General features: G+C 68.6%; 20 protein-coding genes. 13 read left to right on the top strand and 7 right to left on the bottom strand.

Annotated features, from left to right (window positions below; translation table 11 throughout):
* The first annotated feature begins 73 nt into the window (after window positions 1-73).
* Window positions 74-1564, top strand: a complete 1491-nt coding sequence (locus F0357_RS06185; RefSeq protein WP_153479550.1) for an AMP nucleosidase — start codon at window positions 74-76, stop codon at window positions 1562-1564.
* A gap of 10 nt (window positions 1565-1574) precedes the next feature.
* Here the strand turns inward: F0357_RS06185 and pgeF are convergent, their stop codons facing one another.
* The 3 genes from pgeF to lgt all read right to left on the bottom strand — a co-directional run bounded on the left by pgeF (window position 1575) and on the right by lgt (window position 4472).
* Window positions 1575-2375, bottom strand: coding sequence for a peptidoglycan editing factor PgeF (pgeF, locus tag F0357_RS06180; protein ID WP_153479549.1), 801 nt, complete (start codon window positions 2373-2375; stop codon window positions 1575-1577).
* Between the two features lie 151 nt (window positions 2376-2526).
* On the bottom strand, window positions 2527-3633 hold the full coding sequence (locus F0357_RS06175) for a class I SAM-dependent methyltransferase (protein WP_312861478.1): 1107 nt from the start codon (window positions 3631-3633) through the stop codon (window positions 2527-2529).
* Window positions 3630-4472 (bottom strand): prolipoprotein diacylglyceryl transferase, encoded by an 843-nt coding sequence (lgt, locus tag F0357_RS06170; protein ID WP_153479548.1) that lies wholly within the window; start codon window positions 4470-4472, stop codon window positions 3630-3632. Before lgt ends, F0357_RS06175 begins: the two co-directional genes overlap by 4 nt.
* A gap of 301 nt (window positions 4473-4773) precedes the next feature.
* Between lgt and msrB the strand changes: the two genes are divergently transcribed.
* From msrB to F0357_RS06140, 6 genes are all read left to right on the top strand, one after another.
* A complete protein-coding gene (gene msrB / locus F0357_RS06165) occupies window positions 4774-5190 on the top strand; it encodes a peptide-methionine (R)-S-oxide reductase MsrB (protein WP_153479547.1) in 417 nt (138 codons plus the stop codon).
* Window positions 5187-7304: a S9 family peptidase gene (locus F0357_RS06160; RefSeq protein WP_153479546.1), complete on the top strand. Its 2118-nt coding sequence runs from the start codon at window positions 5187-5189 to the stop codon at window positions 7302-7304. The genes msrB and F0357_RS06160 overlap by 4 nt, the downstream gene beginning before the upstream one ends.
* Window positions 7305-7452: 148 nt before the next feature.
* On the top strand, window positions 7453-7806 hold the full coding sequence (locus F0357_RS06155) for a hypothetical protein (RefSeq protein WP_153479545.1): 354 nt from the start codon (window positions 7453-7455) through the stop codon (window positions 7804-7806).
* Window positions 7803-8156: a hypothetical protein gene (locus F0357_RS06150; protein WP_153479544.1), complete on the top strand. Its 354-nt coding sequence runs from the start codon at window positions 7803-7805 to the stop codon at window positions 8154-8156. The genes F0357_RS06155 and F0357_RS06150 overlap by 4 nt, the downstream gene beginning before the upstream one ends.
* Window positions 8157-8190: 34 nt before the next feature.
* The gene (locus tag F0357_RS06145; protein WP_153479543.1) at window positions 8191-8508 is read left to right on the top strand and encodes a hypothetical protein; all 318 of its coding nucleotides are present in this window, start codon (window positions 8191-8193) and stop codon (window positions 8506-8508) included.
* Window positions 8509-8775: 267 nt separating this feature from the next.
* Complete coding sequence (locus tag F0357_RS06140) at window positions 8776-9096, top strand: hypothetical protein (RefSeq protein WP_153479542.1); 321 nt, start codon at window positions 8776-8778, stop codon at window positions 9094-9096.
* A 159-nt stretch (window positions 9097-9255) separates the two neighbouring features.
* Here the strand turns inward: F0357_RS06140 and F0357_RS06135 are convergent, their stop codons facing one another.
* Window positions 9256-9855 (bottom strand): superoxide dismutase, encoded by a 600-nt coding sequence (locus tag F0357_RS06135; protein ID WP_153479541.1) that lies wholly within the window; start codon window positions 9853-9855, stop codon window positions 9256-9258.
* Between the two features lie 305 nt (window positions 9856-10160).
* On the opposite strand from F0357_RS06135, the gene F0357_RS06130 reads away from it, so the two are divergent.
* The 3 genes from F0357_RS06130 to F0357_RS06120 all read left to right on the top strand — a co-directional run bounded on the left by F0357_RS06130 (window position 10161) and on the right by F0357_RS06120 (window position 12762).
* Complete coding sequence (locus F0357_RS06130; protein WP_153479540.1) at window positions 10161-10823, top strand: haloacid dehalogenase type II; 663 nt, start codon at window positions 10161-10163, stop codon at window positions 10821-10823.
* A 244-nt stretch (window positions 10824-11067) separates the two neighbouring features.
* Complete coding sequence (gene rpmF / locus F0357_RS06125; RefSeq protein WP_153479539.1) at window positions 11068-11253, top strand: 50S ribosomal protein L32; 186 nt, start codon at window positions 11068-11070, stop codon at window positions 11251-11253.
* Between the two features lie 285 nt (window positions 11254-11538).
* Window positions 11539-12762, top strand: a complete 1224-nt coding sequence (locus F0357_RS06120) for an argininosuccinate synthase (RefSeq protein ID WP_312861477.1) — start codon at window positions 11539-11541, stop codon at window positions 12760-12762.
* Window positions 12763-12827: 65 nt separating this feature from the next.
* Here F0357_RS06120 and F0357_RS06115 read toward each other — a convergent pair whose 3' ends face one another.
* Both F0357_RS06115 and gcvA read right to left on the bottom strand, forming a co-directional pair.
* On the bottom strand, window positions 12828-14078 hold the full coding sequence (locus F0357_RS06115; RefSeq protein ID WP_153479537.1) for an MFS transporter: 1251 nt from the start codon (window positions 14076-14078) through the stop codon (window positions 12828-12830).
* A 41-nt stretch (window positions 14079-14119) separates the two neighbouring features.
* Window positions 14120-15049: a transcriptional regulator GcvA gene (gene gcvA, locus F0357_RS06110; protein WP_153479536.1), complete on the bottom strand. Its 930-nt coding sequence runs from the start codon at window positions 15047-15049 to the stop codon at window positions 14120-14122.
* A gap of 105 nt (window positions 15050-15154) precedes the next feature.
* Between gcvA and F0357_RS06105 the strand changes: the two genes are divergently transcribed.
* Complete coding sequence (locus F0357_RS06105) at window positions 15155-15391, top strand: hypothetical protein (RefSeq protein WP_153479535.1); 237 nt, start codon at window positions 15155-15157, stop codon at window positions 15389-15391.
* 48 nt (window positions 15392-15439) lie between these two features.
* Here the strand turns inward: F0357_RS06105 and F0357_RS06100 are convergent, their stop codons facing one another.
* On the bottom strand, window positions 15440-16687 hold the full coding sequence (locus tag F0357_RS06100; protein WP_312861476.1) for an MFS transporter: 1248 nt from the start codon (window positions 16685-16687) through the stop codon (window positions 15440-15442).
* 121 nt (window positions 16688-16808) lie between these two features.
* On the opposite strand from F0357_RS06100, the gene F0357_RS06095 reads away from it, so the two are divergent.
* Both F0357_RS06095 and F0357_RS06090 read left to right on the top strand, forming a co-directional pair.
* Window positions 16809-17669, top strand: coding sequence for an AraC family transcriptional regulator (locus tag F0357_RS06095; protein WP_153479533.1), 861 nt, complete (start codon window positions 16809-16811; stop codon window positions 17667-17669).
* A 191-nt stretch (window positions 17670-17860) separates the two neighbouring features.
* The gene (locus F0357_RS06090) at window positions 17861-18889 is read left to right on the top strand and encodes a CBS domain-containing protein (protein ID WP_153479532.1); all 1029 of its coding nucleotides are present in this window, start codon (window positions 17861-17863) and stop codon (window positions 18887-18889) included.
* The last annotated feature ends 54 nt before the right edge of the window (window positions 18890-18943 follow it).

Genomic DNA, 18943 nt, shown 5'->3' with positions numbered 1-18943 from the left:
GCCGCCGATCGGACGTCGTGCCTTCCCCGGCACGACGCGATCCACCGTCACTTCGAGGATGCGTCGTCCCGCCATGAATGTCGAAGCGCAGCGCCCGTCGGACCGTTTTCTCAGCGGAGCGGAGAGTTTCCTCGATCCCGAAGCCGCTCTCGTCCGCGTCCAGTCACTCTATGCGAGCGAGGTGGAGCGGCTCCGGGCGCGCTTCAAGGCCTTCTCCGAGGGCGTCGATCCGCCGTCGCGCATCCGCGCCTTCTACCCGGCGGTCTCCTTCACGACCCATTCCTTCGCCCGGGTCGATACCCGCCTCTCCTACGGCTTCGTTTCCTCGCCCGGCCATTATGTGACGACCGTCACGCGGCCGGATCTGTTCGGTCCCTATCTCCTCGAGCAGTTCAGCCAGCTCATCCGCAATCACGGCCGGCCGATCGAGGTCGGGCTCGGCACCGTGCCGATCCCGGTCCACTTCGCCTTCCCGGACGGCATCCATCTCGAGGCTGCGCTCGATCCGGAGCGGCTGCGTAATCTGCGTGAAGTGTTCGACGTGCCGGATCTCGAGCTGATGGACGATTCCATCGTCAACGGCACCCACGAACTCAAGTCCGGCGAGCCGCGGCCGCTCGCGCTGTTTACCGCGCCGCGCGTGGATTATTCCCTGCACCGGCTGCGCCATTATACCGGTACGAGCCCGGAGCACTTCCAGAACTACGTCATCTTCACGAACTACCAGTTCTATATCGATCAGTTCGTGCTGCACGCCCAGGAGATGATGGCCGACCCAAATTCGGGATACGAAGCCTTCGTCGAGCCGGGCAACCGGGTGACGACCAACGTGCGCGCTGGCGGCGGAATCGAGGGCGAGGCGGTGCAGCGCCTGCCGCAGATGCCGGCCTACCATCTCAAGCGGGCGAACTCGTCCGGCATCACGATGGTCAATATCGGCGTCGGTCCGTCGAACGCGAAGACGATCACCGACCACGTTGCGGTGCTACGGCCCCATGCCTGGCTGATGCTCGGCCACTGCGCCGGCCTCAGGAACACTCAGAAGCTCGGCGATTATGTGCTTGCCCACGGCTATGTCCGCGAGGACCACGTGCTCGACGCCGATCTGCCGGTGTGGATCCCGGTGCCTCCGCTCGCCGAGGTGCAGGTCGCCCTCGAACAGGCGGTGGGCGAGGTGACCGGCCTCGATGGCTGGGAGCTCAAGAGCGTGATGCGCACGGGCACCGTCGCCACCATCGACAACCGCAATTGGGAGCTGCGCGATCACCGTGAGCCGGTGCAGCGCTTCAGCCAGAGCCGTGCCATCGCCCTCGACATGGAAAGCGCGACGATCGCGGCGAACGGCTTCCGCTTCCGCGTACCCTACGGCACGCTCTTGTGCGTTTCCGACAAGCCGCTGCACGGCGAGATCAAGCTGCCCGGCATGGCGGATGCGTTCTACCGCAGCCAGGTCGATCAGCACCTCCAGATCGGCATTCTCGCCATGGAGAAGCTGCGCGCCCTCGGCCTCGAGCGGCTGCACAGCCGCAAGCTGCGCTCCTTCACCGAGGTCGGCTTCCAATAAGCTTCGGTTATCAGGCCGCCTGAAGGGCGATCGCAGCGATCAGCCGGCCGTAGTCCGGTTCGCCGCGGTGCGTCGTTCGGCGGAAGGAGAAGAACCGGTCCTCGTCCGCATAGGTGCAGAGCCCGAGATCGTGGGCTGAGCCGATTCCGGCCTTGCCGAGGCGGCTCAGGATGTAGCCGGGCAGGTCGAACATCGCGTGGCCGTCACGCTCCGACGGCGTGAACCACGCGGCGTTGGCGGAATCGGCCTCGACGAAGCGGGCGATGAATTCCGGGCCGACCTCGTAAGCCGCGCGCGAGATGGTCGGCCCGAGCACGGCGACGATTGCCGCCCGCCGTGCGCCGACCTGTTCCATCGCTGCGATCGTCGCCTCGATCACCCCGGTGAAGGCGCCGCGCCAGCCGGCATGGGCCGCGCCGACGACGCCCGCCTCGGCATCGGCGAACAGGATCGGCCCGCAATCGGCCGTCGAGACGCCGATGGCGAGGCCCGGCACGTCGGTCACCACAGCGTCGACGTTCGGCCGCTCTTCGGCGCTCCAAGGCGCACGCACCACGGCGACGTCGGGGGAATGGACCTGATAGGGCGTCACCAGCCGGTCCGGCGCGACGCCGAGCCGCGCCGCGACCCGCGCCCGGTTCTCTACCACTCGCTCGCGCACGTCGTTCGAACCGATGCCGATATTGAGGCTGCCATAGAGACCGTCGGAGACGCCACCGCGCCGGGTGAAGAAGCCGTGGCGGAGGCCGGGAAGCCCGACGAGCGCGGGCGCCTCGACGGCTTCGGCGAAGGAGCGTTCGGCGACGGCCATGATCGGTCTCCGGGTCCGGCACGCGAAGCGCGGCGTGCGGTGGCAAAGCGAAAGGCTTGGCGAGGTGTGGGCTTCGCCAGGATCGTTCGCGGCACTCTGAAGCGCCGCGGTTGCGAATTGGTGGACGACGGGTTCGGCGAGAGTGGGGCCGTCAGCCCGGGAACGGCGCGACACCGATCGGCGTCGGCACGACCGCCATCACCTTGAACAGCGTTCCCATCTGCTGCGGCCCGGCGAGGCGCTCGACGGCGGCGCGGATCGCCTCGCGGCCGGCTTCGTCGAGGGGCGCGCCGAGCCGGCCGGCGCGTTCCAGCAGCCCCATCGCGAGCAGGAAATCGCCCTGGGTGATCGGCCCGAGCACGCCGGCCCCGGCGGCGCGCGCGGCCCGGGCGAGGGCGCCGAAATCGACATGCGCCGTCAGGTCTGCGCTGCCCGGCTCGGCGAGGGGATCGGCGAAGGCGTGGGCCTTGACCGCCTGGAAGGTGTCGCCGAGGGCCGTCTCGGCGTGGCCGTAATCGATGGCAAGCGCCGCACCGCCCTCGCGCGCGATGCGCTCGGCGATGGCATTCATGACCGCGGTCGAGGCCGGCGACACTTCGAGCACGGCGCCGGGCTCTGCCTCGCGCAGGAGCCGGGCGGGGGCGTCGCCGACGAGGGCACCGGGGCCGAGGCCGAAGGCGAGGCGGCCGTCGTCGTCGAGGCCGACGACCCGCTCGCGCCACGTCCCGTCGGCCTGGACGAACTGGCGGATCGGCAAAGCGTCGAAGAATTCGTTGGCGACGAGGAGCATCGGCCCCGCCGGCACCTCGGCGAACGCCGAATGCCAGGATGGGGTAATTCCCGAACTGGCGAGCACCGCGGCCTGCCGCGCCCGCAGCGCCGGGCTCGTCTCGACGAGATGGAGGTCGAGCCCGGCGGCGAGCGACGGCGCGAGGCGGGCGATCACGCGCAGGATATCCGCCATCAGCGTGCCGCGGCCGGGGCCGAGCTCGACGAGGCGGACGGGGAGGGGCGCGCCGAGGGCGCGCCACGCCTCGACGAGCCAGATGCCGACGATCTCGCCGAACATCTGGGAGATCTCCGGCGCGGTGACGAAATCGCCGGCGCGTCCCAGCGGATCGCGGGTGATGTAATAGCCGTCGTCCGGGTCGCCGAGCGCGAGCGCCATATAATCGGCGATCGTGATCGGGCCGTTCGCCAGGATGAGATCGGCGATCCGCCGGGCGAGGCGGCCTTCGCCGGCGCGCTCGCCGCTCACGGGGCGGTGCCGGCCGGGTCCGGCGGCAGGCGGCCCTTGCGGGCGGAATAGATCATCAGCGCGAGGCCTGCGATCACCATCGGCAGCGACAAGAGCATGCCCATCGTCAGGCCGCCGGCGAGGAAGCCGATCTGCACGTCTGGCATGCGGAAGAATTCCGAGACGATGCGGGCGAGCCCGTAGCCGAGCGCGAAGGTGCCGGCGACGAAGCCCGGCCGCTGCAACTCCTTCCGCCGGTAGGTGAGGAGGCGCAGCACGAGGAACAGCACGATGCCCTCGAGACCCGCCTCGTAGAGCTGGCTCGGATGGCGCGGTTCCGGCCCGGCATGGGGGAAGACCATCGCCCACGGCACGTCGGCCGGCCGGCCCCAGAGCTCGCCGTTGATGAAGTTCGCGATGCGTCCGAAGAAAAGGCCGATCGGCGCCGCCGCCGCGGCGAGATCGAATAGGGTGAAGAGGCGCAGGCCCCGCGACCGGGCGAACAGCACCATCGCCAGGATGGTGCCGAGCAGGCCGCCGTGGAACGACATGCCGCCGCGCCACAAGACCGGGATCTCGCCGGGGTTCTGAAGGAAATAATCGAGATTGTAGAACAGCACGTAGCCGGCGCGGCCGCCGACGATGATGCCGAGCGTCGCCCACAGCACGAAGTCGTCGACGTCGACCGGCTTCGGCCGCGCGACGCCGCCCCACAAGGCGTCGTCGCGCACGAGGCGCTTCATATAATGCCAGCCGAGCAGGATGCCGGCGACATAAGCGAGCGCGTACCAGCGGATCGCGAACGGGCCGATCTCGACGAGCACCGGATCGATCGCCGGGAACGGGAGCACGAACAGCATGCCGGAGGTCCTCTCGGGGCCGGGTCGGGCGGCGCGGAGGCGCCCGGGGAGGGCGGTCGAGGCCGAGCCCAACCACGCGAGGCCATGCACGCGTTCTGCGGCGTGGTCAAGGCGGCGAGGAGGGTGGTGGCCGGGACGGTGATTCCGGCGGCCGATCTGGCCGCGCGCGAGCGCGCTCGCGCGTCCCCCGATTGCCCCGGCGCCTCGCGCCACCTATGTGTGGCCTGACCCTGCGACGGCCCGACGCGGCGTTAGCCTCCGGTGCCCGGTCCGCAGCCCCGCCCGATGGAGGACACCCGCGATGTCCGAGACGAAAGCCCCCGACAAGATCCGCAAGAGCGACGACGAATGGGCGACCGAGCTCACCCCCGACCAATTCCGGGTGACGCGCCGGCACGGCACCGAGCGCGCCTTCACCGGCCCCTATCTCGACGAGAAGCGCACCGGCACCTATGCCTGCGTGTGCTGCGGTGCGCCGCTGTTCCGCTCCGAGACGAAATATGAATCGGGCTCGGGCTGGCCGAGCTTCTTCTCCCCCGCCGAGGACGGCGCCATCGCCGAGCGCACCGACACCTCGTTCGGCATGGTCCGCACCGAGATCCTGTGCGCCCGCTGCGACGCCCATGTCGGCCACGTCTTCCCCGACGGCCCGCGCCCGACCGGCCTGCGCTATTGCACCAACGGCGTCGCCCTCAAGCTCGAACCGGACGATCAATGACCGAACGCCCCGATCCGACCGCCTCCGCCACCGCCGTCCGGCCGCCCCGGGCTGAGCCGCGCCCCGTCACGCTCGAGCAGCACGGCGACAGCCGCGTCGACGATTATGCGTGGCTGCGCAGCGCCGAGTGGCGGGCGGTGATGCGTGACCCCTCCGTCCTCGAACCGGAGATCCGGTCCTATCTCGAGGCGGAGAACGCTTACGCGGCGGCTGTCCTCGGGCCGCTCGACGGGCTCAAGGCGGCCCTCGTCGCCGAGCTGCGCGGGCGGATCCGGGAAGACGATTCGTCGGTGCCGGCGCCCGACGGTCTCTATTCCTACGCCACGCGCTATCGGCTCGGCGGCGAGCATCCGCTGATCGTGCGCACGCCGCGCGATGGCGGGGTCGAAGAGGTGCTGCTCGACGGCGATGCGCTGTCGCAGGGCAAGGCCTATTTCCGCCTCGCCGGTGCCGATCACGCCCCCGACCATGCCCGCCTCGCTTATGCCGTCGACGAGACGGGCGGCGAGGTCTTCCGCATCCATGTGCGCGATCTCGCGACCGGGGCGGAGCTCGCCGACATCATCGACGAAACGGCCGGCAGCTTCCTGTGGGAGACGCCGACGAGCCTCCTCTATGTTCGCCTCGATGCCGAGCATCGGCCGGCCTCGGTGCATCGCCACCGGCTCGGCACGCCCGTCGAGAGCGACGAGCTCGTCTATCGCGAGGCCGATCCCGGCTTCTTCGTCTCGGTCGGGCAGACCCAGTCGCGCCGCTTCGTCACCGTGGACGTCCACGACCACGAGACTTCCGAGACGCTGATCCTCGACACCGAGGCGCCGAACGCCGGGCTCGTGCTGGTGGCGCCGCGCAAGACGGGCGAGATCTATTCCCTCGACCACGGCGGCGGTGACCGGTTCGTCATCCTGACCAACGCCGACGACGCCGAGGACTTCAAGATCGTCACCGCCCCGGTCGCCTCGCCGGGCCGCGAGACGTGGACCGATCTCGTGCCGCACGTCCGCGGCCGGCTGATCCTGAGCCACACCACCTATGCCGGCCATCTCACCCGGCTGGAGCGGGAGAACGGCCTGCCGCGCATCGTCATCCGCCGCCTCGAGGACGGGGCCGAGCATGCCATCGCCTTCGACGAGGAGGCCTATTCGCTCGGCATGGTCGACGGCTACGAGTGCGACACCCGCACCTTGCGCTTCTCCTATTCGTCGATGACGACGCCGGCCCGCGTCTACGATTACGACATGGAGACGCGCGAGCGGGTGCTGCGCAAGGAGCAGGAGGTGCCGTCGGGGCACGATCCGGCGCTCTACGTGACGCGCCGGCTCTATGCGACCGCGCCGGACGGCGAGACGGTGCCGATCTCGGTGCTACACCACCGCGACACGCCGCTCGACGGCTCCGCCCCCTGCCTGCTCTACGGCTACGGGGCCTACGGCATCGCGATCCCGGCCTCGTTCTCGACCAACGCCCTGTCGTTGGTCGACCGCGGCTTCGTCTATGCCATCGCCCACATCCGCGGCGGCAAGGACAAGGGCTTCCACTGGTATGCGGACGGCCGCCGCGAGCGCAAGGTGAACACCTTCACCGACTTCATCGCGGCGGGCGAGCACCTCGCCCGCACGGGCTTCACCGCCCGCGGCCGAATCGTGGCCCAGGGCGGCTCGGCCGGTGGCATGCTGATGGGCGCCGTCGCCAACATGGCGCCGGACCTCTTCGCCGCGATCGTCGCCGAGGTGCCGTTCGTCGACGTGCTCAACACCATGCTCGACGAGACGCTGCCGCTCACCCCGCCGGAATGGCCCGAATGGGGCAACCCGATCGCCGATGTCGAGGCCTATCGCCGGATCAAGGCCTATTCGCCCTACGACAACGTCGCGGCGCAGAATTATCCGGCGATGCTGGTGCTCGCCGGCCTGACCGATCCGCGCGTCACCTATTGGGAGCCGGCGAAGTGGGTGGCGCGACTGCGGGCCACCAAGACCGATACGAACCCGCTCGTCTTCCGCACCAACATGGACGCGGGGCACGGCGGCGCGGGCGGGCGCTTCGAACGGCTCGACGAGATCGCCTTCGTGCAATCCTTCGCGCTCTGGATCGCGGGGCGCGCCGGCCTCTGAGCCGGAGGAGCCGATGGTCCGAACGCTCGGGAACCGCCCTTCGGGGCGGTTCTTTCGTGTCGGTCCCTGCGCCGCCGGATTTGTTGCATCCTTTGGAGCGCGTGGGACGTTGAGTCCCGAGGGCACGAACCCGGGGCGGAGGAGCGAGATGAGGCGGGCGAGAAAGAGGGCGGCACGCGGCGCACCGACGCGCATTCTAGCCGCTGCGCTGCTCGCAGCCGTCGTGGCCGGCCCGGCTTGGGCGGCCGAGCCGCCGCCGCCGATCAAGCCGCGGCCCTATCCTCTCGAATGCGGCAGCGCCGCCGCCATCTATGGACCCCAGCGGCTATGGTGGGGCCGCTTCGGCGGCAGCCGGACGACGCTCTGGGACCGCACCGTCGTCACCTTCCAGTCGGTCTGCTTCCTGCGCGAGGTCGATTGCCGCAACTGGCTCTACTGGATGAACAGCGACTGGCCGGAATATCTCTATTACAGCACGTGCAGCAAAGGGTTCCGGCCATGACCGCCTCCGTTTCCGTCCGCCGCGCGCGGCGACTGACGCCGTCGCTTGCCCTCGTCGCCGCTGCGGCCGTGGCGCTCGCCGGCTGTCTCGGTGCGGACACGCCGCCCTTCGCAATCGCGCGCATGAAGGCGGCGACGCCGTCCTGCGACCTCAATCCGACCTATCCGTGGATCGGCCGCGTCGCCGGCAAGTTCATCGGCAGCAGCGGGCTGTCTCAGAGCCACGGCACCTCGGGCGCCTTCGTCGGCTGTTTTCCCGACCTGAAGACCTGCAATCTCTGGCGCGATTATGCGATCTCCTTCATCGCGAGCCCGCTTTCGCAGAATGTCTGCGAACGTCGCTCCACCTGATTCCTCCGTCCGCCCTTCGCCTTGAGGCCACCCGATGTCGTCCCGTCTCTTCGTTGCCTTCGCCCTCGCCGCCGCGGCGAGCGTTGCCGCCAGCCCCGCCTTCGCCTGGGTCCAATACAACGCGGCGAAATATCAGGCTGCGACGCCGAGCTGCAAAGACAACCCCGGCTATGCCTGGAAGGGACGTGTATCCGGCGAGACCGACAACGACTGGGCGACCGGCATGATCCCGCTCTCGTTCATCGGTTGTTTTCCGACCAAGCAGGCTTGCGACGCGTGGCGGTTGCGCACCACCAGCTTCTTCACGGGCCGGATTGTGCAGAATTCTTGCGATCCGCGCCCTGCACAGTGAGGGGGCGAGGCGCGTCCGATTGCGGCGATTTGCCGGCGCTTCGCGGGCGCCGTGGCGTCGCGATGTGAACGGTTTGATATAAATTCAATTTATCATTTAATTTCAAGTGGATATGGAGGCGCTGCGCGGATGGCGGGTGTTACGTGCCCGTCATGAAGCCGTCCACAAGCTGTAATGCGTAGCTGCCACAACGACGTGCCGTGCATGAGCCCGGCCGGACGAGTCCGCGATCAGCGCCCCGTTCGTTCCTGCTTTTGGAGCCTCCCCATGCTGAAAGCATCCAAGATCCTGGCGCTGGGCGCCGGTTTTGCGCTCGCCATTGCCGCCTCCGCCGCCTCGGCGGCCGATGGCCCGCTTCCGACCACCAACGCTCCGGGCCCCGCGGCCTCCACCACGCCGGGTTGTGCCGAGAACCCGACCGGCCCGTGGTTCGGCTACTTCGCCTACCGCGCTTCGACCCATCCGTCGCTCGGCTGGGCGGCTCGCGGTTGCTTCCCGGACCAGGCGACCTGCCAGACCTGGCTTTCGAAGGTCAACTCGAAGGCTGCCAAGGGCACGATCGTCCAGAATTCCTGCAAGCAGGGCTGACGTCCGGCCCCTTACCACCCCGACATATCGGGGGGCATGAATCAAAGCGGGGGACCGAACGGGGACGTGCGGAAGGCGGAGGAGGTCCGCGTGTCTCGGTTCGAAAAAGAAAGGGCGCCCGACGGCGCCCTTTTCCATTCTCGGCTCGGATGAAGAGGCTCAGACGGCCTTTTCGTAGAGCTCCAGGACGTAGTCCCAGTTGATCAGGCTGTCGACGAACGCCTCGAGGTACTTCGGGCGGGCGTTGCGGTAGTCGATGTAATAGGAGTGCTCCCACACGTCGACGCCGAGGATGGGCGTGGCGCCGTGGACGAGGGGGTTCTCGCCGTTCGGCGTCTTCGCGATCTCGAGCTTGCCGTCCTTCACGGCGAGCCAGGCCCAGCCGGAGCCGAACTGGGTGGTGCCGGCGGCGATGAAGTCGGCGCGGAACTTGTCGTAGCCGCCGAGGTCGCTGTCGACCGCCGCCGCGAGCTTGCCCGGCAGGCTCTTGCCGCCGCCGTCCTTCTTCATCCACTTCCAGAAGTGGATGTGGTTGTAGTGCTGGCCCGCGTTGTTGAAGAGGCCGGCATTCTTGCCGTAGCTGCCCTTCACGATCTCTTCCAGGCTCTTGCCCTCGAACTCCGTACCCTTCAGCAGGTTGTTGCCGTTGTTCACGTAGGCGAGGTGGTGCTTGTCGTGGTGGAATTCGAGCGTCTCCGCCGACATGAAGGGCTGGAGCGCGTCATAGGAATAAGGCAGTTCGGGGAGTTCGAAGGCCATCGGAAATCTCCTTCCGTCAAAGCCGGGTTAAAGGGCCGGCGAGGTCGCGAAGCGGGGCGCGACGGGCGCGAGGGACCATAGGGGTTCCGCCGTCGAGCGGCAACCGGCCCCCGCCTTTTCAATCGTCTCGAAATCGAGAGGTTCCGCAGCCGTCGGGCCGGAGGCCTTTCGACGCGGCCCGCGCATCAGGCTTGCCGAACCGATGCCGAGGCCGGATCCTGCTTTCGCCTCGGTCCGGTCCCGTGGCGGCCGGCGCGCAGCGCCGTCGGGGGCCGTCCGAACGCACGCCGCGAACGGAGTCGCCCATGCCCACATCCGTCTATGTGTTCGACGCCTACGGCACGCTGTTCGACGTCCATGCGGCGGTGCGCCGTCATGCGGCCGCGGTCGGGGAGGACGCCGACCGGCTGTCCGATCTGTGGCGCCGCAAGCAGCTCGAATATTCTTGGATTCTCAGCCTGATGGGCCGCTACCGGGATTTCTGGCGGCTCACCGAGGACGCGCTCGATTATGCCTTCGCCGCGGTTCCGAGCGCCGACCCCGCCTTGCGCGACGCCCTCCTCGACGCCTACCGCACCCTTGACGTCTATCCGGAAGTCTACGAGGTGCTGACGAGCCTCAAGGCGACCGGCGCCCGCCTCGCGATTCTCTCGAACGGCTCCCCGAAGATGCTCGCGAGCGCCGTCTCGAATGCCCGCCTCGACGGCGTGCTTGACGAGGTCATCTCGGTCGATGCCGTGGGCCGCTACAAGACGGCGCCGGAGGTCTACGATCTCGTCACCACGGCGTTCCGGGTCTATCCGGAGGCGGTGTCGTTCCAGTCGTCGAACCGCTGGGACGTCGCCGGTGCGACCGCCTACGGCTTCCGCACCGTCTGGGTGAACCGCACCGGCCAGCCCGACGAATATTTTGATCTGCCCGCCACCGCCGTGCTCCCCGACCTGGAGGGTTTGCCGGCTTTGGATTAGGGGGCGGCGCCTCCGCTTCCGGACGGGCTCATTCGGTGTCCGGATCGGCGAGCCAGTTCTCGATCCGGAGACCCGGCGCGGCCGGGCGGCGCGGGGAAAACGACGCTTTTCGCCTGCCAAAGTGCTGGCCAAGGCGCATCCGGCCCTGTATAAGGCCCGCTCATCCCTTAGGGTCAACGACGCTCGACGCCGGTCGCGCACTTCCGGCGACCCGAATTCAGTGCGTCGGCACCGGAGACGAAACATGGCTGTTCCGAAACGAAAGACCTCGCCGTCGAAGCGCGGCATGCGCCGCTCGGCCGACGCGCTGAAGGCCCCGACCTATGTCGAAGACAAGGACTCGGGCGAACTGCGCCGTCCGCACCACGTCGATCTGAAGACCGGCATGTATCGCGGTCGCCAGATCCTCGAGGTCAAGAGCGAAGGCTGAGCCCGAACGCCGCCTGCCCGCCGCCGGATCGAAATCCGCGGGGAAAAGGCGGCCTCGGCTGCGCGACGAGCCCTCCCCACCGGGGTGGGCTCCCATTTCCGGGTTGCAGGGCTGCCCGGACGAAAGGCTGCCTGCGCGCGGCTCCTCATGGGAGCGCGACGGCGCCGCGGATGCCGCCCGGCGATGAGGCGGGATTTTCTCTCCCGCTGACCTTCGGCGAGCCTATTCCCATCGCTCCGAGCCCGGCTCCGGCCGATAGGAATAGGCTTAAAGGAGAACATGCGCGTGAGCGGCGACGTCAAGAAGGTCGTGCTTGCCTATTCGGGCGGCCTCGACACCTCGATCATCCTCAAGTGGCTTCAGACGACCTACGGCTGCGAGGTGGTGGCGTTCACCGCCGACCTCGGCCAGGGCGAAGAGCTGGAGCCGGCGCGCAAGAAGGCCGAATTGCTCGGCTGCCGCGAGATCTTCGTCGAGGATCTGCGCGAGGAATTCGTCCGCGATTTCGTCTTCCCGATGATGCGCGCCAACGCGCTCTACGAGGGCGTCTATCTGCTCGGCACCTCGATCGCGCGGCCGCTGATCGCCAAGCGTCAGATCGAGATCGCCCGGGCAACCGGCGCCGATGCCGTCGCCCACGGCGCGACCGGCAAGGGCAACGACCAGGTCCGCTTCGAGCTCTCCTATTATGCGCTCGAGCCGGAGATCCGGGTGATCGCCCCGTGGCGCGAGTGGACCTTCAAGTCGCGCACCGACCTCATCGACTTCGCCGAGAAGAACCAGATCCCCGTCGCCAAGGACAAGCGCGGCGAGGCGCCGTTCTCGGTCGACGCGAATCTGCTGCACTCCTCGTCCGAGGGCAAGGTGCTCGAGGACCCGGCGGAGGAGCCGCCGGCCTACGTCTTCCAGCGCACCTTGTCGCCGGAAGAGGCGCCGGATCAGGCGACCGTGATCGAGATCGGCTTCGAGCATGGCGACGCGGTGTCGATCGACGGCGTCCGCCTGTCGCCGGCGACGCTGCTCGCCAAGCTCAACGAGCTCGGCAAGGCGAACGGCATCGGCCGCCTCGACCTCGTCGAGAACCGCTTCGTCGGCATGAAGTCGCGCGGCGTCTACGAGACGCCCGGCGGCACCATCCTGCACGTCGCCCACCGGGCGATGGAATCGATCACCCTCGATCGCGGGGCGGCGCACCTGAAGGATGAGCTGATGCCGCGTTATGCGGAGCTCATCTACAACGGCTTCTGGTTCTCGCCGGAGCGCGAGATGCTCCAGGCGCTGATCGACAAGAGTCAGGGCGCGGTGACCGGCGGGGTCCGCCTCAAGCTCTACAAGGGCAATGTCATCGTGATCGGCCGCGAGAGCCCGAACTCGCTCTATTCGACCAAGATCGTGACGTTCGAGGACGACGCCGGCGCCTACGACCAGAAGGACGCCCAGGGCTTCATCAAGCTCAACGCGCTGCGGCTGCGCCTGCTCGCCGCCCGCAACAAGGGGCTCGACCGCTAAGCCGGCCGAACGCTCCCCGACGCTTTCAAGCGGCCGCCCTTCGGGGCGGCCGTTTCGATTCGGGGCTATCGCGGGACGCCGCCGCAGAGCGGCCGCAGCCGCCCGGCGAAGCCGACCCACAGGGCGAGCGACAGGACGGCGAAGCCGCCGAGGATCACGAAGGTCGGCCGGTAGCCGATCTCCTGCGCCATCCAGCCGCCGATGAGCGGGCTCAGCGAGGCACCGAGGCCCTGCACCATCATCACCGTGCCCTGGCCGAGATTGATGCTCCCCGTGCCCTCCAGCAGGCAGGCGACGAGCCCGGGCACCGCGACGCTCTGCAAGCCGGCGCCGATGCCGTCGAGGGCCTGCACCGGCCACACGCCCCACGGCTCGATGACGCCGCCGGCGAGGAGACCGCGCAGCGGCAGCGCGGCGAACGAGATCAGCAGCACGAGCCAATAGCCGCGTCGCGAGGCCATCCGCATGGCGATCAGCGAGGCGACGATCATCACGCCCTGGGCGACGACGATGGTGAGCGCGGTGAAGCTCGCCGCCTCGGCGTGGCCGGCGCCGACCACCGCCATGCCGTAGAGCGGCAGCATCGCACCGTTGCCGAGATGGAAGCAGGCGAGCGCGGCGGCGAGGATGAGCAGAGGTCGGTTCGATAGGAGCGACAGCATGCCCTCGCCGGGCGTGCCGCCTTGGTGGGCTTCGGAGAGCCCCCGTGCGGCGCGGTTGTCGATGAGGCGCGCGGGTATGCGCAGCGCCGCGACGATGGCGAAGAGCCCGAACAGGGCCGAGAGCCAGAACACCGCGGCCATGCCGTAAAGCCAACCGAGCCAGCCGGACAACGCGGCTCCGACCAGGTTACCGGCGTGGTTCCAGGCTTGGTTGCGCCCGTTCAGGGCGTTGAAGCCCGCCTGGCGCGCGATTCCGAGGGTCATGCCCGTGACCGCGGGACCGATCGCGGCGCCGGCGAGGGCGTGTGCGATCTGGCTCGCGGTGACGGCGAGGCCGGTCTGGGAAAACAGCAGGATCAGCGAGGAGGCGACGGTCGCGACGCCGGTGACGGCGATCAGCACCCGTTTGTCGTTCGACCGGTCGACAATCGCCCCGGCGGGGGCGGTGGCGAGGAGGCCGGCGATGCCGCCGACCGAGATGATGGTGCCGATCGGCCCGGCGCTCCAGCCGCGCTGCTGCAGGAACACGCCGAGAAACGGGCCGATGCCGGCTTGCATGTCGGCCATGAAGAAATTGAGCGCGGCGAGATTGCGCCGTGCGCGGGCCTCTCCGTCGCGCGTACGCGCGCTCTCCTCGACAGCGATACTCGACATGCGCTCCAGTCCGCTCACGCCCGAACGGCCTCACGAGGAGGTCATTGCGGGTAAATTGTGGGGACGGTGTTTCGTTCCGCTTCGCTCTCGCCGATCTGTGCGAGCACCCAGTCGCGGAAGGCGCGGACCTTGGGCGCGTTGCGGCGGGCCTTCGGATAGACCAGCCAATAGAACCGGTTCGGCTCCAGCGCGACGATCGGGAAGGGCTGCACGAGGCGGCCGTCGCGCAATTCCTCGCGGAAATAGAGGGGCGAAAGAAGGCCGGCGCCGGCTCCGGCGAGCACCGCTGTCGCGTCGAGCTGCTGCACGCCGAGCGACAGGGCGCGGCGACCGTCCGTCTCCGCGTCGGGCAGGCCGGCGGCCGCGAACCAAAGCCGCCACCAGGGATCGGTCGGCGAGACCAAAGGCAGGCGCAAAACGTCGGCCGGACTCTCGAGCGGTCCGTGGCGCGCCAGCAGCGCGGGGCTGACGGCGACGGTGAAATCGATCGGAAACAGCCGGTGGGCGACCGTTCCCGGCCACTCGCCGCTCCCGGAGCGGATCGCCACGTCGATGTCGTCGCGGTCGAAATCGAGGAGCCGGTTGGAGGCGTCGAGCCGGACGGCGATCTCCGGGTGGGCGAGCTGGAAGGCGCCGAGCCGGGGCACCAGCCAGCGCACCGCGAGCGTCTGCAGCGTGGTGATCGAGAGCACGGGATTGCGCTCGTCGAGCACGGTCGAGAACGCCTCGGCGAGGGTGTCGAATGCCTCCGTCACCAGGGGCAGCGCCCGCCGCCCTTCGGCCGAGAGTTCGACCCGCCGCGGCAGGCGGCGGAACAGCGCGGCGCCGAGGCGCTCTTCGAGCAGCTTGATCTGATAGCTCACCGCCGCCTGGGTCATCCCGAGCTCTTCGGCCGCCCGGGTGAAGCTCTCGTGGCGGGCCGCCGCCTCGAAGGCGCGGATGGCGTTGAGGGGTGGGAGCGCGCGCTTCATCGATAAAGAGGGCTTATGCTTCCATCCGGAAATCGCGTTTGAGAGCACGCGGCGGAGGGCGCATCACCCGAGGATGACATCGTCCTCACGCTGGAGCGTCCGACCATGGCTCTCTCGACAGAATGCCTCCCGGAACCCCTGAAGATCAAGCTCGGCTGGTGGCCCGATCTGCGCAGCCTCGTCTGGTTCGGCCTGTCGCGGGCGACCGCGACGCGGCTCGATCCGGCGACGTTGAGCCCGCATCTCGCCCGCGATCTCGGGCTCGAATGCCTCAGCCGCTCTTATGATCGGCGGGCCTATGGCGCGCGTGGCCGCGGCGGCATCGAGGGCCTGCCGCGATGAGGGGGGACGGCGGGGAAGGCCGCCGTCCCGGATCGCGATGCGCGCCCGTCAGGCGCGGGCCGTCGCCGGCGTCGCGGACGGTGCCCGCTTTCCCGCCCGCGGGCCTTCGATGTTCGGCAGGAACACCGTGAGCAGGCCGAGCAGCGGCAGGAACGAGCAGACGTCGTAGACGAAGTCGATGCCCTTCACGTCCGCGACGTGGCCCAGCACCGCCGCGCCGATGCCGCCGACGCCGAAGGCGAAGCCGAAGAAGAAGCCGGCGATCATGCCGACCTTGCCGGGCACCAGCTCCTGGGCGAACACGATGATCGCCGAGAAGGCCGAGGCGAGCACGAGGCCAATCACGACGCTCAAGACCGCGGTCCAGAACAGGTTCGCGTAAGGAAGCGCGAGGGTGAACGGCAGCACGCCGAGGATCGAGCCCCAGATCACATATTTCCGCCCGAACCGATCGCCGATCGGCCCGCCGATGATGGTGCCGGCCGCGACCGCCCCGAGGAACAGGAACAGGAACAACTGGGCGTCGGAGATGGCGAGGTGGAACTTATGGATCAGGTAGAAGGTGTAGTAGCTCGATAGGCTCGCCATGTAGACATACTTCGAGAACACCAGGATCCCGAGCACCAGCAGCGCCAGGATCACGCGCGACCGCGGCAGCGTCACGGCGGGCGTCGAGCGGGGGCGCTTGGCGTTCACGGCGCGGTGCTGGACGTACCAATTGCCGACCTGCCACAGCACGATCATCGCGACGAGGGCCGCGAACGAGAACCAGGCGACGCTCGACTGGCCGCGCGGCAGCACGACGAAGGCGGCGAGCAGCGGCCCGAGCGCCGTGCCGAAATTGCCGCCCACCTGAAACACCGATTGCGCCAGGCCGTGACGGCCGCCCGACGCCATGCGCGCCACGCGCGAGGATTCCGGGTGGAACACCGACGAGCCCATGCCGACCAGCGCCGAGGCGGCGAGCAGCAGCCAGAAATGATGGGCGAAGGCGAGCAGAATGAGCCCGACCAGGGTGAAGCCCATGCCGATCGACAGCGAATAAGGCTGCGGCCGCTTGTCGGTGAACATGCCGACGAGCGGCTGAAGCAGCGACGCGGTGAACTGGAAGGTGAAGGTGAGCAGGCCGATCTGGCCGAAATCGAGCTGATAGTTCGTCTTCAGCATCGGATAGAGGGCCGCGATCAGCGACTGCATCATGTCGTTGAGCAGGTGGCAGAAGCTGATGGCGGCGAGGATGGCGAATGCAGTGCGGTCTGCGGCCGCGTGATCGGCCGTCGCTGTCGTTTGGGACACGGGGAAAACTCCATCGACCGGATGCGGGCGAAGACGCGCCGGCGCCGGTGATCGCACGATAGCGATTGGCTGCTGTCCTGCTTTCGTGCTCTGGTCTATGTCTTGTTCGAGTGGGCCAGCGATGAGTGGGTTTGCGATCACATCCAGCGGATTGCCAGTCGCCTCGTCGGGGTGGACCGACGAGGATCACCGCCGCCAGATCGCCTGGCTGGAGGGGCTCGGCGGCGCCATCGTCGCGCTCGCGAGCGAATATCCGGCCGAGCACCGCGTGCCGCCGCACCGCCACAGCCGGGCGCAGCTCCTCTATGCCTTGAGCGGTGTGGTGGTGGTGACGACCGTCGACGGGCGTTGGATGGTGCCGCCCGATCATGCCCTCTGGGTGCCGGCGGAGACCGAGCATTCGGTGATCATGCGCGGCCGCGTCAGCATGCGCTCGGTCTATGTGCGCCCGGAGGCGATCGCCGATCTGCCGACCCGGAGCCGGGTCGTCGGCTTCACCGACCTGATGCGCAGCCTCGTCGTCGAGGCGGTCAAGCTGCCGCCGGCCCCGGCACCTGGCACCCGCTCGGCCCTCGTCATGGCGCTCATCCTCGACGAAATTCCGCGGCTTCCCGAGCGGCCGCTCGGCCTCCCGTTCCCGGCGGACGAGCGGCTCGCCGCGCTGTGCAACGCCTTTCTCGATGCGCCGTCGCCGCGCGCCACCATCGATGCGTGGGCGGATTCGGCGGCGATGAGCCGGCGCGCCTTCACCCGCGCCTTCCGCCGCGAGACCGGTCTCTCGCTCTCGGCCTGGCGGCAGCAGGCGAGCCTGTTCGCCGCCCTGCCGCGGCTCGCTGGGGGAGAACCGGTCACCAGCGTGGCGCTCGATCTCGGCTACGACAGCGTGGCGGCCTTCACCACCATGTTCCGTCGCATGCTCGGCGCGCCGCCGAGCCGCTATCTGCGTGAGAGCCGGCAGCCGGCCGCGGACGGTTCCGCGTGAAGAGATCGACGGCCATCCTTGCTGCGATGGTGCACGCCGCGCGCGGAGCGATCCCGGCAACGGATATTTGAGCGGCTTCAATGACAGGGGCCTCTCTTCGCGGCTTCCCTGTCATGCGATCGTGGGGCGGCTCGGTAAGCGAAGCGGTCCGCGAGACGCAAGCAGGGCGAGTGCCCCAAAAGGAGATGATGATGCGCGCCTTCGAAGTGATGACGCGGACGGTGGTGAGCGTTTCACCGGAAACGCCCACCCGCGAGGTGGCGCGGACCCTGGTCGAACACGGCATCAGCGCCGTTCCGGTGGTCGACGCGACGGGTGCTCCGGTCGGCATGGTCAGCGAAGGCGACCTGATGGCGGATATCGAGACCCATGGCGGCGCCGAGCGTCGGGATTGGTGGCTGACGCTCCTCGCCGAAGGCGAGACCTTGAGTCAGACCTTCCTCGAGACCCTCGGTAAGACGGAGCGGCCGGTGCGCTCGGTGATGCGCGCGCCCGTCGTGACCGTCGACGAGCATACCGATCTCGGCGAGGTGGCGACGCTCCTTCAGGGGCACCACATCAAGCGCGTGCCGGTGCTGCGCGACGGCAAGGTCGTCGGCATCGTCAGCCGTGCCGATATCGTCCGGGCCTTCGCCGCGCTGTCGGATGCCCAGAAGGGGCCGAAGCCGGGCTTGCTCGGCAGCCTCATCGATACCATCCGCAAGGTCGATAGCAGCTATTCGGCGCCGGTTGCCACCTCACCCGGCATCGTCGTTCTCGGCAGGCCGGTGGCGGCAGAGCCCGTCGACAGCGTTTCGGCAGACGCCTTCCGCAAGATCGTCGGCGCTCATGCGGGCGAGGATCGCAAGGCCCGCGAAGGACATAGTGCGGAATTGCGGACGGAGAAGCAGGCCGAAGTGGCCGATCTCACCTCCCACCACGTCACCGATCAGCAATGGCAGACGCTGCTGCACCATGCCCGCGAAGCAGCCGAGCGCGGCGAGACGGAGTTTCTGCTGATCCGCTTCCCGTCCGAACTCCTGACCGACGGCGGCCGGGCGATCAACGTGCCCGATCCGGAATGGCCTTCGACGTTGCGCGGAGAGCCTGCTGAAATCTATCGTCGCTACGAGACGGAGCTGAAGCCGCATGGCTTCACGATCTCCGGCCAGATTCTCGAGTTTCCGGGCGGCTTCCCTGGGGACGCGGGCCTGTTCCTGGTGTGGGGCAAGAACGAGTGACGGTCTGCGTCACGCACCCCGCCCACGCGACGAAACGATAGCAGCCCGAAGGGG

Origin of the sequence: Segnochrobactrum spirostomi, from assembly GCF_009600605.1 — a bacterium.
Classification (GTDB): Bacteria; Pseudomonadota; Alphaproteobacteria; order Rhizobiales; family Segnochrobactraceae; genus Segnochrobactrum; species Segnochrobactrum spirostomi.
Note: the sequence above shows the minus strand (reverse complement) of the source record. Positions and strands in the feature narration are given on the sequence as shown.

What these genes read in the sequence shown, in the direction of transcription:
- F0357_RS06150 (WP_153479544.1), top strand. Translation starts at nt 7,803, where the DNA reads ATGACCGCCTCCGTTTCCGTCCGCCGCGCGCGGCGACTGACGCCGTCG.
- F0357_RS06135 (WP_153479541.1), bottom strand. Translation starts at nt 9,855, where the DNA reads ATGGCCTTCGAACTCCCCGAACTGCCTTATTCCTATGACGCGCTCCAG.
- F0357_RS06095 (WP_153479533.1), top strand. Translation starts at nt 16,809, where the DNA reads ATGAGTGGGTTTGCGATCACATCCAGCGGATTGCCAGTCGCCTCGTCG.
- F0357_RS06145 (WP_153479543.1), top strand. Translation starts at nt 8,191, where the DNA reads ATGTCGTCCCGTCTCTTCGTTGCCTTCGCCCTCGCCGCCGCGGCGAGC.
- msrB (WP_153479547.1), top strand. Translation starts at nt 4,774, where the DNA reads ATGTCCGAGACGAAAGCCCCCGACAAGATCCGCAAGAGCGACGACGAA.
- F0357_RS06155 (WP_153479545.1), top strand. Translation starts at nt 7,453, where the DNA reads ATGAGGCGGGCGAGAAAGAGGGCGGCACGCGGCGCACCGACGCGCATT.
- rpmF (WP_153479539.1), top strand. Translation starts at nt 11,068, where the DNA reads ATGGCTGTTCCGAAACGAAAGACCTCGCCGTCGAAGCGCGGCATGCGC.
- F0357_RS06185 (WP_153479550.1), top strand. Translation starts at nt 74, where the DNA reads ATGAATGTCGAAGCGCAGCGCCCGTCGGACCGTTTTCTCAGCGGAGCG.
- F0357_RS06160 (WP_153479546.1), top strand. Translation starts at nt 5,187, where the DNA reads ATGACCGAACGCCCCGATCCGACCGCCTCCGCCACCGCCGTCCGGCCG.
- F0357_RS06115 (WP_153479537.1), bottom strand. Translation starts at nt 14,078, where the DNA reads ATGTCGAGTATCGCTGTCGAGGAGAGCGCGCGTACGCGCGACGGAGAG.
- pgeF (WP_153479549.1), bottom strand. Translation starts at nt 2,375, where the DNA reads ATGGCCGTCGCCGAACGCTCCTTCGCCGAAGCCGTCGAGGCGCCCGCG.
- F0357_RS06140 (WP_153479542.1), top strand. Translation starts at nt 8,776, where the DNA reads ATGCTGAAAGCATCCAAGATCCTGGCGCTGGGCGCCGGTTTTGCGCTC.
- F0357_RS06105 (WP_153479535.1), top strand. Translation starts at nt 15,155, where the DNA reads ATGGCTCTCTCGACAGAATGCCTCCCGGAACCCCTGAAGATCAAGCTC.
- gcvA (WP_153479536.1), bottom strand. Translation starts at nt 15,049, where the DNA reads ATGAAGCGCGCGCTCCCACCCCTCAACGCCATCCGCGCCTTCGAGGCG.
- F0357_RS06090 (WP_153479532.1), top strand. Translation starts at nt 17,861, where the DNA reads ATGCGCGCCTTCGAAGTGATGACGCGGACGGTGGTGAGCGTTTCACCG.
- F0357_RS06130 (WP_153479540.1), top strand. Translation starts at nt 10,161, where the DNA reads ATGCCCACATCCGTCTATGTGTTCGACGCCTACGGCACGCTGTTCGAC.
- lgt (WP_153479548.1), bottom strand. Translation starts at nt 4,472, where the DNA reads ATGCTGTTCGTGCTCCCGTTCCCGGCGATCGATCCGGTGCTCGTCGAG.